The sequence below is a fragment of the Bradyrhizobium sp. CFUWI genome (genome assembly GCF_056429085.1).
Genome location: NZ_JBWJZE010000002.1, coordinates 464,280 through 478,878, shown reverse-complemented (window position 1 = coordinate 478,878; position 14,599 = coordinate 464,280). Strand labels below are relative to the sequence as shown.

Genomic DNA, 14,599 nt, shown 5'->3' with positions numbered 1-14,599 from the left:
GCATTGCGGCGCTCACCGAGGCCGCACCGGCGTCCGATGGATTGAATCGGATGTCGCTCCCCGGGGCATCGCCTACGATCCCAGCTTCGCCAGCATTGCGCGCGCGTCGCGAAGGTCCGCAGTCTCGAAACCTTCGCTGAACTTGCCGTGTACGGATACGAGAACATCGCGCGCATCGCCCCGATGTCCCTCGCTCATCCTCAATCTTGCAACACTGATCGCCGTCCTCAGCTCCCAGAATAATGCACCCTGGTTCCGCGCCACTTCGAACGCCCTGTCGAAGGCTTGCCCAGCTGCGGTCGTCGAGTGATGCGTGCCGGGAAGCAGAAGCAATTCGCCCTTGATGCGCCAGAGCTCGGCGACATACCACCCCTCGTCCCTCGCCTCGCATCGCGCCAGCGCCTCGTCGGCGATCGCAAGCCCGTGCGAGACTTCACCGGCCTCTCCGAGACATGCGGCAAGTTCGCCGATGAGAAGAAGAAAGCGCGGCAGGTGGCGCGCCTCGCCCGCGAGCTCGAGCGTCTTGCGCAGCAGGGGCAATCCCGTCGCGAGGTCGCCCTGGCGCGAGATCAAGAGGCCCCTGAAGGCGCGCGCCCACAGATTCCACAAGCGGATCGGGTGTCGCTCGGTGTGCTCGAGCAGCATCGTACAATAGCGCTCGGCCGCGTCGAGATCGCCGGCCAGGAACGCAATCGGACAGGCACCCTGGCCGAGGACACTGCAAAACGTGAGGGCGTGACCACTGGTCCGGCCTTCCTCGACGTTATGGTCGACGACGCTCAAGGCCTGATCCGCGAGGCCAAGCAGCCACAGGATTCGCGCCTGGAAGTAGCGCGCCGAGACCCGCAGGTCGAACCGGAAATGGATTGCCTGCGGCTTTGCCGCCAGATCCGGGAGGCGAGACAGGGCTCGCCCGATATGATGATAGGCCAGCCGCTGGTCGCCGCGATAATGCAGCGTGGTTGCGAGAAGCCGGTCGGCCATCATCCGGTCGACGGGATTGCCGGAATCGGCCACGACCTCGGCGAAGCGATGCGCAAATTCGAGCGCCCTGCGGAATTCGCCGTTGTTGAACTGATCGATGCAAAGTCCCCACAGCGCACGCAACAGATAGTCTCTGTCCTCGAGCTGCTCGGCAAGCTGAAGGGTCTCTGCCCAGGCGGGACCGGCCTCCCGGGCCCTTCCAACACCGTACATCAGCGACCAGCCGCGCGCGGCCGACAGCTGCATCCGAAGCCGCGGCGCGTTCGCAGCCGTTGGATCGAGGCGCGCCAAAGCGAGTTCGGTCCGCTCGCGGCATTCGGCGAGGAGCGACAATTGCACCCAGAGCGGAACCGCGGCCGCCGTCAGGGCCGCCCCGACTTGCGAGTCTCCGCCAGGGGAGAAGGCCCAATCAAGACTCGCTCGCACGTTGTCGATGTGCCGGCCATAGAGGGTGAGCCGCACCGCCTGCGGCCTCACTTCGCTGTCGGCTTCGGCGCTGGCAAAGAATCCGGAATAGTACGTCGCCTGGCGGCGGGCTGCGCCGGGATATTCTCCGCCGGCACGCAGCTTCTCCAGTGCGTAGGCGCGCGTGGTATCCAGCAGGCGATAGTGAGGGCTGTCGCCGCGAATATCCGCGAGAACCAGCGACTTTTCCACCAGCCTGGCAAGCTGGCCGGTCACGTCGCCGATGTCCTCGCCAGCGACCGCGATCACTGCATCGAGCTGGAATTCACCGGCGAATATGCCGAGTTGCCGGAGCAGCCACGCCTCGTCGTCCGGCAAGAGGTCATAGCTCCAGTCAAGCGTCGCACGCAGCGTTTGCTGCCTTGGCAACGCCGTGCGCCGGCCGGTCGTCAGAAATTTGAACCTGTCATCGAGGAGTGCCGCGATCCTCGGTGGACTGAGCATGACTGCGCGCGCCGCCGCAAACTCGATCGCAAGCGGAATGCCGTCGAGCCGCCGGCAGATGGATGCGATGGCGCCAATGTTCTCCTCGTCGGGCACAAAGCTTGACCCCAGCGCCTTCGCTCTGCTCGTGAACAATTCCACTGCGCTGTACGCAAAAGCGCCGGCGGGTTCGAGGCAGGCTTCAGGCGGCACGCCCAGAGGAGGCACGCGGTAGACATACTCCTCCTCGATGCGTAGCGCCTCCCGGCTTGTCGCAACAATGGTCGTCCCTGAACAATGGCTGACAATCAACTCGGCCACCCGGGCCACGGCATCGATGACATGCTCGCAATTGTCGAGAACGAGCAGCAATGGCCGAGCGCCGATCGCACGCGCGATGGCATCAGGCGAAATCTCCTCGCCCTCGAGCTTGGTGCCGAGCACGCCGGCGATGACCGAGCAGACGAGCCTGGGATCGGACAGCGAGGCTAGCTCGACCAGCAGTCGGTCAGCCTCGAAACCCGGCGGCGGCGTTCTGGCGGCCTCCAGCGCCAGCGACGTCTTTCCGATGCCGCCAGGCCCAACCAGGCTCACGATGCGATAGGTCGACAGAAGCCGCCACAAATGTGCGATCGCAGCGGTCCGGCCGATGAGATCGAATGATGCGCTGGGAATGTTGATCGACGGCGGCAAGCCGGTTGCGACAGATTGTAGCGGGGTCTCCATATGCTGGATCCGCCATGCACCCAGCAAACGATAACCGCGGCCAACGGTGGTTGACAGCATATCGCGGTCAGGACCAAGCGCCTTTCGGATCGCCGCGATATGGACGCGAAGTGCACTCTCCTCGACAAAGACGCCCCGCCAGACTCGCTCCGTCAGATCGTTCTTGGTGACGAGCTGGCCCTGCGCCTGAACCAATTCCGCAAGAATTTCAAAGGCACGTCCTCCCAAAGGAACCAGCTCTCCGGTCAAGCGCAATTCGCGTCTGCCCAGATCGATCTCCCATTCCGCGCAAATGTAGACGGGACGCTGGCCTGGCTCAGCCATCATCGGGACAGCCCAAGCGGTTTCATCATTTTCAGTCCAGCTTACCATCAACCTTTCGAAAGACACAGGTTGCCGGGCGGCGCCGCCGTCCAGCCCCGTCTTGCAATACGCGCTGTTCAGCAGCCGCGGCAGATCGATCCTTCAAGCATCTTCTCGAGCCGGGCGTCGTCCTTGGTGATGGTCGCGTCTGTGCCGAGCAACGGCCCCTTCATCGCGTGGCCGCCACCGTCCGACGACGGAAGCGCGGTGCCCAGCGAGTTCGTTCCCGGCGCGGCGGCGCTCGTACCGAGCGTACCGCCGCTCTCCATCGACATATGCGATCCCATGCCACCGCGGGCAGACGCAGCGCCCGAGAGCGCAATGCTGGCGAGGATACAAACAACAGCAAATGATCTCATTGCTCACACTCCAGATGTTCAAACTATCTGCCTCCCAGAAACGAACACCGGACGCGTTTGACCACGCACAAGCGCGCGAGAATCCTGACAACGGTGACAGAATCTTCCCGCAGGAGTGATGCAGATCCATCGGGACTTTCCGCTCCGACGACCTACATAGTCTTCATCAAAATCAATCTTCGGAAAACGCCACCAGCCGAGCAGCGATCATCGCCAAGCGACTCTCCGCACAGAGCAAACAATGGAGAATCGCTATGAGCGTATTCAAAATTCTAATCGCCGCTGCGCTACTCTCAACAGCAACGATATCATCCGCATCCGCAGCCTGGTCCTTCGCCGATCAGGGGTCGGCGAACGCTACCTCGATATCGCCCTGCGCACCGGAAATCCCGCCAACGAAACGGTAGGCCGTCGCCTGATCGGCGCTGCCACCCATTTCTTCGGCGCGCAGGAGGATGCACGGCGCGAACTGACTCTGTCGCTGGACCACGCGGCTCACGGACTGGACGGCGGCGCGAACCAGATGTGGTTCCTGCTGAACCAGAGCGTCCTTGCCAAGGCCATGCTGGCGCGCGTGCTGCTGCTGCAGGGAAAGTTCGGCCAGAGCAGGTCCCTCGCCGCCGAGTGCCTCCAGGAGGCCCAGCGCGAGAAAGACAAGCTTGCGATCGCTTACGCACTTCGGAACGCGGTCTGCCCGATCGCGCTGATGACGCATGATCTGGCCACCGCCGATCAGGCGATATCCTCGCTTCTCGAGCTCGTCACACGCGAGGGAATAGCTTTCTGGACCAGCTGGACCTCCTGCCTGAAGGGACAATTGCTGGTTCTGCAAGGCAAGCATGACGACGGGATAGCGCTGCTGCGCAGCGGCCTGAAGGCGCGGACCGAGAACGGATGGCTTATGCGCAACCCCGAGTTTCTCGGATCGCTCGCCGAAGGACTGCTCGCAAGCGGCGAGGCCGCGCAGGCGCTGGCCGTGGTGGAAGAGGCCCTGACCATGTCGCGGCAAGGTGGACAATTGTGGTGCCTTGCGGACCTATTGCGGATCAAGGCCGAGATTCTCCTGGCCGACGGACCATCCAATCTCTCGCGAGCCGAAGTGCTGTTCGCCGAGGGACTGTCCGTCGCCAGAGGCCAGCAATGCCACTTCTACGAGTTGAAGGTTGCGGCTGCGTGGGCAGGCATCATGGCGAAATCGAACCGTCAGCAGACGGCCCTTGATCTCGTCGGTCCGGTCAGCGCTCTGTTCGACCAGGAGATCGATCTTCCAGCGCTCGCCTTTGCCCGCGCTCTGGCTGAGATACCGGGCATTTCGCGTTCGACGTGCGACAGCGATCGGCCAGCGTCCTGCACCTGCCACCAGGTGGCGATGCCGTTCGGTCGGGGCAGCACGTCCCGTACTGCCGAGACGACCGATCCCTCATTCTTTTCGATTTTGCGTGATAGGCATCTCTCGACGACAGGTTCTGGGCGGCATCGGTGCTTCAGCATCCCGGCGGCAGGATCGGCGACACGCCCGGCGTTGGCGCTGCGCCTGAGGCGTTGGCCGGCAACACCGTCGCAGGCGAGGCCAGATTCATCGAGACGCCTTCCGCGCAAGCCGAACTGTTCGGGCTCGGCACCACGGCGGCACTCGGGTCTATGCCTGTGCCCCCGGCGTCGCTGGTGTCCACCAGGATCGTGCCGGGTGCCGGGCTTGCAGCCACTTGCGGAATCGATAGCGGCAAAGACGCAGCGCTCGTCACCTGCCCTCCCGGCGTCGAGCTGCATGCCGCCGTCGCACCTGTTCCCGCCGGCGCAGCCGCGGAAATCGTCCCGATGGAGCTGCTGTTCTGTCCCGTGACCGGCAGGATCGGAGCCGCGATGCCCGAGGTTGGAAGGCCCGTGGGCGATACGACCGGAGTCGGCGGCACCGGCGTTAGTGATGACGACGGTGGGGCGCAGACGACCACCGTCCCCGGCGTCGTCGGATCCGACGCGAGCGGAACGGGCGCCAGCGTCGTATCAGGCGCGCCCGACACGGTCGTCGCCGAAAACGGCCCCGGGCCGTTGAGCGGCGAGATCACGATCGCGCCCGGCACCGTCGGCAGATCCATTGCCGTGCTGCCGGTCGTTGCGACCTGTGCCTCGCCCGGAGAGCTGCCGAGCAGCAGAGCCATCACCGTTGCAAACACGATCCGTATCATCTCTGTAGTCCCTAGCTAGCTTCGGTCTTGCGAACGGCGACCTTGCTGCCTTCTGCCAGATTGACCGCGGGATTGAGCACGACCTGATCGCCGGCCTGCACGCCGTCGTGCACTTCCACCGTGGTACCGAAGTCCCGGGAGATCGAGACCTGCTGAAATTGAACCGTGCCGTTCCGTACGACCACGACATGGAGGCCGTTCTGATCGAAGACGAGCGCGTCGGACGGAATCGTCACTGATGGCGTCTTGCGCGGGATTGACAATTCGACGGTGCAATAGATGCCGGGACTGAGCAGGCCATCGGGATTGGGGACGTCGATCTCGGTCAGCAGCGTCCGGCTCCCCGGCTGCAGCGCGGTCGCGATCCGCGTGACCTTGCCTGCAAACGTCCGCCCCGGAATCTCGGGGACGCGGATGTCCGCATCGACGCCGGGCCCGACCCCGAACGCCTCGTCCTGCGGTACGAAGACCTGGGTTCGGATGACGTCGGAGTGCATCATCGTGAACATGAAGGTGGAGCCTGCTTGCACCAGGCTGCCATTGTCCACGTTGCGCTGGGTGACCACACCGTCGAACGGCGCCACCACGCGCTGGTAGGCCTTCTCCTGCTGGAGGACGCGAATCTGCGCCTCCTGCGCCGTGATGTTCGACTGAGCGACGCCCACCGCACCCTGCTGCGCGCGCAGGGTGAGGCGGTCGTTGTCGCCCTGCTGTGCCGTCAACCAGCCTTGCTTGACGAGATTACTATCCCGCGAATTGGTGACGTCGGCCAGCTCCCGGCTCGCCTGCGCCTGCTGAAGCGCAGCCTGGTCCTGGGCGAGCGTCGCCTGCGCCTGCGCGATCTGCTGGTCCAGCTCGGGCGCGGTGATTTCCGCGAGGAGATCGCCCTTCTTGACCCGATCGCCGATATCGACGTGGCGCTTCTCGATATAGCCGCTGGTCCGCGCGAAAATGTTGGCTGCTTCGAACGCAGTCGTCGTCGCCGGCAAGCTCACCTTCATGATGTCGCCGCTGGGCTTGACTGTCGCCACCCGAACTTCCGGAACGTTGGTCCGAACCTGCTCTGCTACCGCCGCCACATCACGCGCGGCCTCGTAGTGCCGCCAGCCGCCGATGCCGAGACCGCCCGCGACCAGCAGGAGGACCCCTCCCCCGAGCAGCGCGCCACCGTAACGGCGTCCGGATCGTGCGCTCTTGCCCGGCAGCTCCACGACCCTGAGGCTCTCTGCCCCCGGGCGGTTGCTCGCCCCCTCGTCATCGGTCCTTGCTCGAACATCACTCATTCCGGTTGCTCCTCGAATACGCCCTGGCGAGGCTTGCCGTCGTTGCCCTTGCGCAGCATTGCAAAGAGGTAAGGCACGATCAGCAAGGTGGTCGGGGTCGCGAACAGCAGCCCGCCGATGACCGCCCGCGCGAGCGCCGCATTCTGCTCCTCGCCCGGCCCGCCGATCGCCATCGGGATCATGCCCACGATCATCGCCGCCGCGGTCATCAGCACGGGCCGGATCCTCGTTCTGCCCGCACTGAGCGCCGCCTGGAAGGCCGAGTGTCCCTTCAACTGCTCGTCTCGCGCGAAGGTCACGAGCAGGATGGAGTTTGCCGAGGCAACGCCGATCGCCATGATGGCTCCCATCAGCGAGGGCACGTTCAGCGTCGTTCCGGTGATGAACAGCATCGTGACGATGCCGCAGAATGTCGCCGGCAGCGCCATGATGACGACGAAGGGATCGCCGAAATTCTGGTAGTTCACGACCATCAGCAGGTACACCAGGATGGCCGCGAACAGCAGTCCAATCCCTAGATCGCGGAACGACTGATGCATGCTCTGGATCTGCCCCAGAACCTGAATCGAATTGCCCGGCTGGAGCTGCTTTTTCAGCGTGGACGTCACCTTCTCGATGTCAGCCGCAACGCTGCCGAGATCCCGGCCCTGCACGCTGGCATAGACGTCGTACACCGGCTGGACATTGGCCTGGTTCGAGTTGGTGGGAACGGTGCCCCGCTTGAACGTCGCGACATTGCTGAGCAGGCCCGGCACCGTCTGCCCGCTTGCGGCGAGCGAGGCCGACACCGGCGTGTTGCCCAGGGCGTTCAGTGAATTGGCCCTGTATTCTGGCGTCTGCACCGCCAGGTAATAGGGGATGCCCGACGACGGATCCGTCCAGAAATTCGGCGAAACCTGCGCGGACGAGCTGAGGCTGACATTGATGTTGGTCGCCACCGTGCTGGCGTTGAGGCCGAGTTGCGCGGCGCGGGTGCGGTCGATGTTGGCGTAGAACGCGGGAGCATCGACCTCCTGCTGTAGATGCGCATCGACCACGCCGGGGATCGCCGCAAGACTCTTCTGGAGCTCCTTGGCGACGGCCAGATTGTTGTTGCCGTAACCGACGGTTCGGACATCGATCTGCGCCGGAAGACCGAAGTTCAGGATCTGCGTGACGATATCGGCGGCCTGGAAATAGAAGGTGTCCTCCGGGAATGCCGACGGCAGCACCTGCCGCAGCTTCCTGACGTAATCTGCAGTCGGCTTGTGCCCATCCTTCAGCGACACCAGAATGGTGCCGTCGTTCACCCCGATCGTGGAGCCATCGGTGAATGCGAGATTGTAGGGACGCGCCGGCAGGCCAATATTGTCGACGATCAGCGCCCGGTCACGCTCGGGAATGACTTCGCGAATCTTGTCCTCGACCGCCTGGAAAATCGCTTCCGTCCGCTCGATCCGCGTGCCCGCGGGGGCGCGAACATGGAGCTGGATCTGGCCGCCGTCGATCAGGGGATAGAAGTCCCTGCCGACATAGACGAACATGGTGGCTCCGAGCGCCAGCACCAGCACGGCGACGAGGGGCACGATGGCGCGATGCCGCAGCAATTGCAGCAGGAGATCGGAATACCCGTCGCGCAGGCGCTCGAAGCCGCGCTCGAATGCCGCGGAGGCGCGCGCGAATATTCCCGACGGACGCTCGCCCTTACCATGGCGCCGCTCCCCCTTCAGCAGCAGGCCGATGGTGATCGGCGTGAGCGTCCGCGACAGCCCGTATGACGCCAGCATCGCGAACACCACGGCGAGGCCGAGCGGTGTGAACAGATATTTGGCCGGCCCCTCCAGGAATACGACCGAGGTGAACACGCAACTGATCGCGAGCGTCGAGACCAGCGTCGGCACCGCGATCTCGGCGGCGCCATGCAGGGTCGCATCCGGCAGCGGCATGCCCTCCTCGGTCCAGAGCCGGTGCGTGTTCTCGATCGTCACCGTCGAATCGTCCACGAGGATGCCGACCGCGAGGGCGAGACCTCCGAGCGTCATCGTGTTGAGGGTCTCGCCGAGGAAATAAAGGACGATCAGCGAGGATAGCATCGCCAGCGGGATCGAGATCAGGACCACCAGCGTCGATCGCCACGATCCCAGGAACACCAGGATCATCAGCGCCGTCAGGCCAGCCGCGATGGCACCTTCGCGCAGCACGCCATCGACCGAATGGGTGACGAATATCGACTGGTCGAACAGCTCGTTGATCTTCAGCCCCGCCGGCGCTGATGCGCGGATCGACGTCAGGGCCGCTTTCACGCCGTTGACCACGGCAAGGGTAGAGGCATTTCCGTTCTTGATGACGCTGAGCAGGACCGCGCGGTGGCCGTCCTCGCGCACGATGTTCTGCTGGACCTGGGCGCCGTCGCGGACCTGGGCGACGTCCTTCAGGAAGATGGTGGCCCCGTTCGCGAACTTGACCGGGATCATGTTGAGATCCTGGACCGTGGCCGGCGTGGCGTTGGTGCGAACGGTGTACTGGGTGTCGCCGATCTTGGTCGTGCCGGTCGGCAACGTAAGGTTCTGGGTGTTCACCGCATTGACGATGTCCAGCGGCGTCAATCCGCGCGACAGCAGCTTGTTCGGATCGATGTCGACCATGATCTGGCGGTATTTTCCGCCTGCGGGCGTGGGCAAGGTCACGCCGGGAACGGGAGCCAGCTGCTGGCGGACCCGGTAGATGCCGAAATCGTAGAGCTGCTGCTCATTGAGGCTGTTCGACTCGAGGCTGAGCTGGAGCACCGGCACGCTCGAGGCATTGAACTGCACGATGATCGGCGGCTGGATGCCCGGCGGCATCAGGGCGCGGATCGCATTGGTCGCCGAGACGATCTGCGAGATCGCGAGATCGAGATTGACGTCCGGCTGGAAGTAGATCTTCTGAACCGACAGACCGTTGAGGGTCTGCGCCTCGATATTCTTGATGCCGCTGACGTTGGCGCTGATCGAATACTGGCTGTAGGTGCTGACGCGCTGCTCCATCTCCGGCGTCGACAGGCCGGTATAGCTCCAGATGACCGTGACGACCGGGATCTGGATCTCCGGAAAAATATCCGTAGGCATCGAGCGGATCGCGATGCCGCCGAGGAACAGGATCAGCGCGGCAAGCACATAGAATGTGTGCGGAAGCCGTAGCGCGAAGCGAACAATGCCCATGATGGTCTGCCTGGAGAAAATGACGCGAGATCGGCGAACAGGTGAGGACGGCCGGACCTCCGTTCAAATGAAAACGAATTCAGACGCTGCACGCGGCCGCGCGCGGCGCGTCCCGCGCGGCGAGCATGACGGCCCGCTTGACCTTGGCAAAGGCGCGAATCTCGATCTGCCTGACACGCTCGCTGGAGATGGACAATTCGCGGGCGAGTTGATCGAGCGTCACAGGACATTCCGTCAGCCGCCGCGCCTCGAAGATGTGTCGTTCCCGCGCCGCAAGCCCGCCCAGCGCAACACGCAAGGCCCTGGTGCGCTGTTCCGTCTGCTCGTGATCGGCCAGCACCGTCTCAGCATCGACTGCCCCATCGACCAACAAGGCTTCCAGCTCGATTCCGCCTTCCTCGCCGCCGACGCGCGCATTCAGCGACAGGTCGCCATTCAGCCGCGCGTCCATCTCGATGACGTCACGCGCCGTCACATCGAGCTTCCCGGCTATCAGTTCGGCGACGTCGGGCGTAAGCCCTGTCATCACGCTGCCGGTGGCCTTTCTGATCTCGCTGCGGAGCTTGAAAAACAGCTTCTTCTGCGCGGCCGTCGTCCCGATCTTGACCAGGGACCAAGACCGCAGGATGTATTCGTGAATGGCAGCCTTGATCCACCAGACCGCATAGCTGGAGAATCGCGCGCCGTGGCCGGGTGCGAAGCGTGATGCTGCGATCACGAGGCCGAGATTCGCCTCCGCGATCAGATCGACCAGCGGAAGGCCATATCCCTTGTAACCACGGGCCAGCTTGGCAGCGAGCCGGAGATGGCTGGTGACGAGCGCGTCCGCCGCGCTCCGGTCCCGCGTTTCCTGCCAGCGACGTGCCAGCTGCTGCTCCTGACCCGGCTCGAGCAGGTCAAAGCGCCTGATGCTCGCCGAATAGGCGCTGAGAAACGGCGTCGACACCGATGCGGCCGGCACGGCGACGGGATCGCGCCTCGCCAGTTCGTGGCTAGTCTGCATTTGTCACTCCTACATTCCAGGCCGGCTGATTGATCTCGAAAGCTTCGTGCATCATCTGGCTCATCCCATCTGGCTCGCGTCTGCGCGTACCAGTGTCCGCGGCCGGCGCGTGATGGGCTTGCCCGCGCTCCCGGTCCAGGCGAGGATCTCGATCCGCCCACCGGGAGCGGGACCAATGATCAACCGAAAGCCGTGCAGCTTGACGATCGCGGCCACAAGGCTCAGTCCGAGACCGACGCCCGGCGTATTGCGCATCTTGTCGGAGCGATAGAACCGCCGCAGCACCGCTTCGCGCTCCCGTTCGCTGATGCCAGGCCCGGTATCGCTCACGCGAACCAGCGCGGTGTCGTCCCCTGCTTCCAGAGCGAGCTCCACCCCTCCGCCTGGCGACGTGAACTTGATGGCATTGTCGACGAGGTTGGCGACCGCCTCGAACAGCAGGTCGCGGTCACCCCACACCTGCACATTGCGATCGATGACGACACCGAGCCCGATGCGCTTGTCTTCGGCGATGGGTTCATAGACATCGCACACCTCCCGCAGGATCTCATCGAGCGCGACATCGCCAAAGCCGGCCATGCGACGGCTGTTCTCGATCTCGGTCAGGCGCAGCAAGGCCGTGACAATCGCGAGCGACTGGTCGATGCCGACGATGGCCTTGTCCGTGATGTCCTGGAGCTCTTCCAGCGTTGCCGCATGCGTTCGCCCACGCTCCAGCGCCAGACGGACGCGCGTCAGCGGAGTCCTGAGATCATGAGCGATGTCGTTGCCGACGCCGGCAAGCGCATTGATCATGGTCTCCATCTCGTCGAGCATGCCGTTCACGATCCTGGCCAGCCGCGCGAAGGAATCGTCCGTGCTGCCCTCTGGAAGCCGCTCGCGCAGCTCGCCGGCCACGATCCGTTGAACCCGCTGGTTGACCTCCTCGACGCGCCTCTGGGCGCGGACGCTCAGCCAGACTCCAGCCAGCAGGCAGAGGCTGAAGGCCGGCAGCAGGCCCAGGGCCAGGGCCTCCCCCACCACGCTCGATATCTCGCGCGTCTCATCCACGTTCCGTCCCAGCACGAGGACATCGCCGTCATCGAGACGCCTGCCGACCGCCCTGACGACCGGAACATGGACCGCGGGCTGTTCGAGCAGATCCAGCCGCACGCCCTGCACTGCTCCGTCCAGCCCCAGCTCACGCGGCACGCGGTCGATGTTGCCGGCAAGCCTGGCGCCGGCGGCATCGAACAGTCCCGCGTACTGCACGCCCCTGGAATCCTGCGCGAGATGATCCGCGATGGCGCTGATGCGGCGGGCCGGCGGCAGGTCTGCGATGAAGCGGATCTGCGTCGTGATCATGCGATCGGATCGCGCGACCAGATAGTCGTCGAGCTTCCAGTAGATGAACGCGAACAGGGCGACCACGAACAGCGCGAAAGCGGCCGCCACGGCCAGGGCCCAGAGGAATGTGCTGGAGCGGATCAACTGGATCTGGTGCATCTGCCGCCCCTATCGCCGCAAGCGCAGGACGAAGCCGGAGCCTCGGACGTTGTGAATGAGCTGCGCCTCTCCGGGACCGTCGACCTTGTGGCGAAGCCGGCCCATATGCACGTCGATCAGGTTCGTGGTCGCCGGAACGAACTTGTAGTTCCAGACCTCCTCGAGCAGCATCGCGCGCGTCAGCAGCTGATCGTTCCGGCGCATCATGTATTCGAGCAGGCGGAATTCGCGCGGCAGCAGGTCGAGTTCGCGCTCGGCACGCCGCGCAGTCCGCTCGATCAGGTCGAGCTGGAGCGGGCCGACATGAAGGATGGTTTCGCGGCTGTCGATCGGACGGCGCAGTAACGCCTCGATCCGCGCGACCAGCTCGACCAGCGCAAACGGCTTTGTGAGATAATCATCGCCGCCCATGCGCAATCCGCGCACCCGGTCATCCACCGCACCGAGCGCACTGAGGACAAGCACCGGGGTCCTGACCTGATCCTTGCGCAGCGCCTCGATGACGGTCAGCCCGTCCATGCCGGGCAGCATGCGATCGACGATCATGGCATCCGGGCTCGACGCGCGCGCACGGTCGAGCCCTTCGACACCGTCGCCGGCCCATTGCACCTCGAAGCCGCGATCGGCGAGCTCGGCGACAATCGCCTCGGCAGTCTCGGCGTCGTCCTCGATCAGGAGAATCCGGTTCATGATCTTCGCTCCACGTTCCGCGCGGCGTCTTGGCGCGCGGTGAGGAAGCGGGGGTACAACGGCGCGCAGCGTCATGTTCGGCGTCCGCGCGCACCGAACCCGCGGCCCTGACGCTGCCCGATGCCGGCCACTCGCTGTGGTGCGAGATAGGTTTGCTGCGCGGGCGCTGCCATTGAATTCCAGTTCATGTTGCGGACGGCTCGCCTCACGAGCAGCGCCAATGCAAGGACGATGCGTGTTGCCAATGTCGTGATCATCTTTGCGGACTCCGCTGCGAACTGCGCTGCATCGAACATATGCCCTCAACGCACGCGCTGTAGTTTCCGGGGCCACGGATGTTGTGCATTCGCACGATCGCGGCTGCGGCGCCGCATCGGCTCACAGGCCGTTGAACGCGAGTGAGCAAATCGTGCGTTTGAATCGCGCCCGATTGTTCGCACCTCGACGGCGAGCCGGCTTGTTCGGCCCGACGTCACCAATGGAGAGAGCGAATGACCACGTCCAGACTGTTGTCGATGGGACTGATTGCGGCCGCCATGCTCGGCGGGCCCGTGATGGCGCGCGAGCATCACGGCGTCGTGCGGCGGCCCGCCGTGGAAGCCGATACGGTCGCAACGAGCGGGCCCTTCTATTATCCGGGCGAACGCGCCTGCGTTCCGGCGCCGCGTGTCGGCGCCTTCGCCACCGCACCGTGGACCGGCAACAACGTGCCGTGCGAGCCGGGCACCGGCAGCTTCTGATCGCGTCGACCCGTCCGTGCGGATGACGCCGCCGGCCGCCGCACGTCGAACGACAGGGAGCGGGCTGGTCGATTCAGCCCGCTCCTCGCGCGCACGCCGCTGCAGCGCGCGGCGAGTTCACCTTCGCGAGTAGCGCGACCGATGTATGACACCGAATTCAGTTGGATTGCCGTGCATCGCTCCTACCTCTCTTGCATCACACGCCCAATCATCGGCAGCCTCGCGCGCGCAGCACGATGCGTCAGCGGCTTCCGGGATGGGCGGGGCAGCTCAGTACGAGAGGAGTTTTCCATGAAACGAGCCATCATGATTCTGGCAACAGCAGCACTCGCTTCGACGCTGGCCATCGGCGCGGCGGACGCGCACGGCGGCGGTGGTGGCGGCGGCCACGGCGGCTTTGGCGGCGGAGGACATGCGGGCTTTGGCGGCGGCGCGCATTTCGGCGGCATGGGCCACGAGGGAGGCTTCGGCGGCGGCGCCCGGTTCGGCGGCGAGCACCTCGGCTTCGTCGGTCATGCCGGCGGCCTCCGCCAGCACGCATTTCACCGCTACGGCCGGCCCGGATATGGATTCTACGGCGCCTATCCGGATTGCTATGACTGGTACGAGCTGCATCCCGACCAGCCATTGCCGCTGAGCTGCAGCTAAGCGCGCGCACGGCGCCGATCGCACCGGACCTGACGACGTCATGGTCCGGTCCGATCGAGCTGCGC

Annotated in this window: 12 protein-coding genes; 4 read left to right on the top strand and 8 right to left on the bottom strand. The window is 64.7% G+C overall.

The window, feature by feature from the left end; translation table 11 throughout:
• Window positions 1-72: 72 nt before the first annotated feature.
• Both AC066S_RS05985 and AC066S_RS05980 read right to left on the bottom strand, forming a co-directional pair.
• Window positions 73-2,925, bottom strand: coding sequence for an ATP-binding protein (locus tag AC066S_RS05985; RefSeq protein WP_478269167.1), 2,853 nt, complete (start codon window positions 2,923-2,925; stop codon window positions 73-75).
• 113 nt (window positions 2,926-3,038) lie between these two features.
• Window positions 3,039-3,320, bottom strand: a complete 282-nt coding sequence (locus AC066S_RS05980; protein WP_478269166.1) for a hypothetical protein — start codon at window positions 3,318-3,320, stop codon at window positions 3,039-3,041.
• Window positions 3,321-3,561: 241 nt separating this feature from the next.
• Here AC066S_RS05980 and AC066S_RS05975 point away from each other — a divergent pair, with 241 nt between their 5' ends.
• Complete coding sequence (locus tag AC066S_RS05975) at window positions 3,562-5,163, top strand: tetratricopeptide repeat protein (RefSeq protein ID WP_478269335.1); 1,602 nt, start codon at window positions 3,562-3,564, stop codon at window positions 5,161-5,163.
• Window positions 5,139-5,525: a hypothetical protein gene (locus AC066S_RS05970; protein ID WP_478269165.1), complete on the top strand. Its 387-nt coding sequence runs from the start codon at window positions 5,139-5,141 to the stop codon at window positions 5,523-5,525. The genes AC066S_RS05975 and AC066S_RS05970 overlap by 25 nt, the downstream gene beginning before the upstream one ends.
• Here the strand turns inward: AC066S_RS05970 and AC066S_RS05965 are convergent.
• From AC066S_RS05965 to AC066S_RS05940, 6 genes are all read right to left on the bottom strand, one after another.
• Complete coding sequence (locus AC066S_RS05965; protein ID WP_478269164.1) at window positions 5,518-6,789, bottom strand: efflux RND transporter periplasmic adaptor subunit; 1,272 nt, start codon at window positions 6,787-6,789, stop codon at window positions 5,518-5,520. The two genes, AC066S_RS05970 and AC066S_RS05965, sit on opposite strands and share 8 nt — an antisense overlap.
• Entirely contained in the window at window positions 6,786-9,968 is a 3,183-nt protein-coding gene (locus AC066S_RS05960) for an efflux RND transporter permease subunit (protein ID WP_478269163.1), read from the bottom strand. The genes AC066S_RS05965 and AC066S_RS05960 overlap by 4 nt, the downstream gene beginning before the upstream one ends.
• A gap of 79 nt (window positions 9,969-10,047) precedes the next feature.
• Window positions 10,048-10,971, bottom strand: a complete 924-nt coding sequence (rpoH, locus tag AC066S_RS05955) for an RNA polymerase sigma factor RpoH (protein ID WP_478269162.1) — start codon at window positions 10,969-10,971, stop codon at window positions 10,048-10,050.
• Window positions 10,972-11,031: 60 nt separating this feature from the next.
• Window positions 11,032-12,456, bottom strand: a complete 1,425-nt coding sequence (locus AC066S_RS05950) for a sensor histidine kinase (RefSeq protein WP_478269161.1) — start codon at window positions 12,454-12,456, stop codon at window positions 11,032-11,034.
• Window positions 12,457-12,465: 9 nt separating this feature from the next.
• On the bottom strand, window positions 12,466-13,146 hold the full coding sequence (locus AC066S_RS05945; RefSeq protein WP_135168150.1) for a response regulator transcription factor: 681 nt from the start codon (window positions 13,144-13,146) through the stop codon (window positions 12,466-12,468).
• Between the two features lie 71 nt (window positions 13,147-13,217).
• The gene (locus tag AC066S_RS05940; protein ID WP_478269160.1) at window positions 13,218-13,403 is read right to left on the bottom strand and encodes a hypothetical protein; all 186 of its coding nucleotides are present in this window, start codon (window positions 13,401-13,403) and stop codon (window positions 13,218-13,220) included.
• A 234-nt stretch (window positions 13,404-13,637) separates the two neighbouring features.
• On the opposite strand from AC066S_RS05940, the gene AC066S_RS05935 reads away from it, so the two are divergent.
• Window positions 13,638-13,886: a hypothetical protein gene (locus AC066S_RS05935; RefSeq protein ID WP_164718445.1), complete on the top strand. Its 249-nt coding sequence runs from the start codon at window positions 13,638-13,640 to the stop codon at window positions 13,884-13,886.
• 291 nt (window positions 13,887-14,177) lie between these two features.
• Complete coding sequence (locus AC066S_RS05930) at window positions 14,178-14,534, top strand: hypothetical protein (protein WP_135168148.1); 357 nt, start codon at window positions 14,178-14,180, stop codon at window positions 14,532-14,534.
• Window positions 14,535-14,599: the final 65 nt, after the last annotated feature.

Excerpts from the sequence above, each read along its gene's own strand:
- AC066S_RS05985 (WP_478269167.1), bottom strand. The coding sequence starts at position 2,925 with ATGATGGCTGAGCCAGGCCAGCGTCCCGTCTACATTTGCGCGGAATGG.
- AC066S_RS05980 (WP_478269166.1), bottom strand. The coding sequence starts at position 3,320 with ATGAGATCATTTGCTGTTGTTTGTATCCTCGCCAGCATTGCGCTCTCG.
- AC066S_RS05975 (WP_478269335.1), top strand. The coding sequence starts at position 3,562 with ATGGAGAATCGCTATGAGCGTATTCAAAATTCTAATCGCCGCTGCGCT.
- AC066S_RS05970 (WP_478269165.1), top strand. The coding sequence starts at position 5,139 with ATGGAGCTGCTGTTCTGTCCCGTGACCGGCAGGATCGGAGCCGCGATG.
- AC066S_RS05965 (WP_478269164.1), bottom strand. The coding sequence starts at position 6,789 with ATGAGTGATGTTCGAGCAAGGACCGATGACGAGGGGGCGAGCAACCGC.
- AC066S_RS05960 (WP_478269163.1), bottom strand. The coding sequence starts at position 9,968 with ATGGGCATTGTTCGCTTCGCGCTACGGCTTCCGCACACATTCTATGTG.
- rpoH (WP_478269162.1), bottom strand. The coding sequence starts at position 10,971 with ATGCAGACTAGCCACGAACTGGCGAGGCGCGATCCCGTCGCCGTGCCG.
- AC066S_RS05950 (WP_478269161.1), bottom strand. The coding sequence starts at position 12,456 with ATGCACCAGATCCAGTTGATCCGCTCCAGCACATTCCTCTGGGCCCTG.
- AC066S_RS05945 (WP_135168150.1), bottom strand. The coding sequence starts at position 13,146 with ATGAACCGGATTCTCCTGATCGAGGACGACGCCGAGACTGCCGAGGCG.
- AC066S_RS05940 (WP_478269160.1), bottom strand. The coding sequence starts at position 13,403 with ATGATCACGACATTGGCAACACGCATCGTCCTTGCATTGGCGCTGCTC.
- AC066S_RS05935 (WP_164718445.1), top strand. The coding sequence starts at position 13,638 with ATGACCACGTCCAGACTGTTGTCGATGGGACTGATTGCGGCCGCCATG.
- AC066S_RS05930 (WP_135168148.1), top strand. The coding sequence starts at position 14,178 with ATGAAACGAGCCATCATGATTCTGGCAACAGCAGCACTCGCTTCGACG.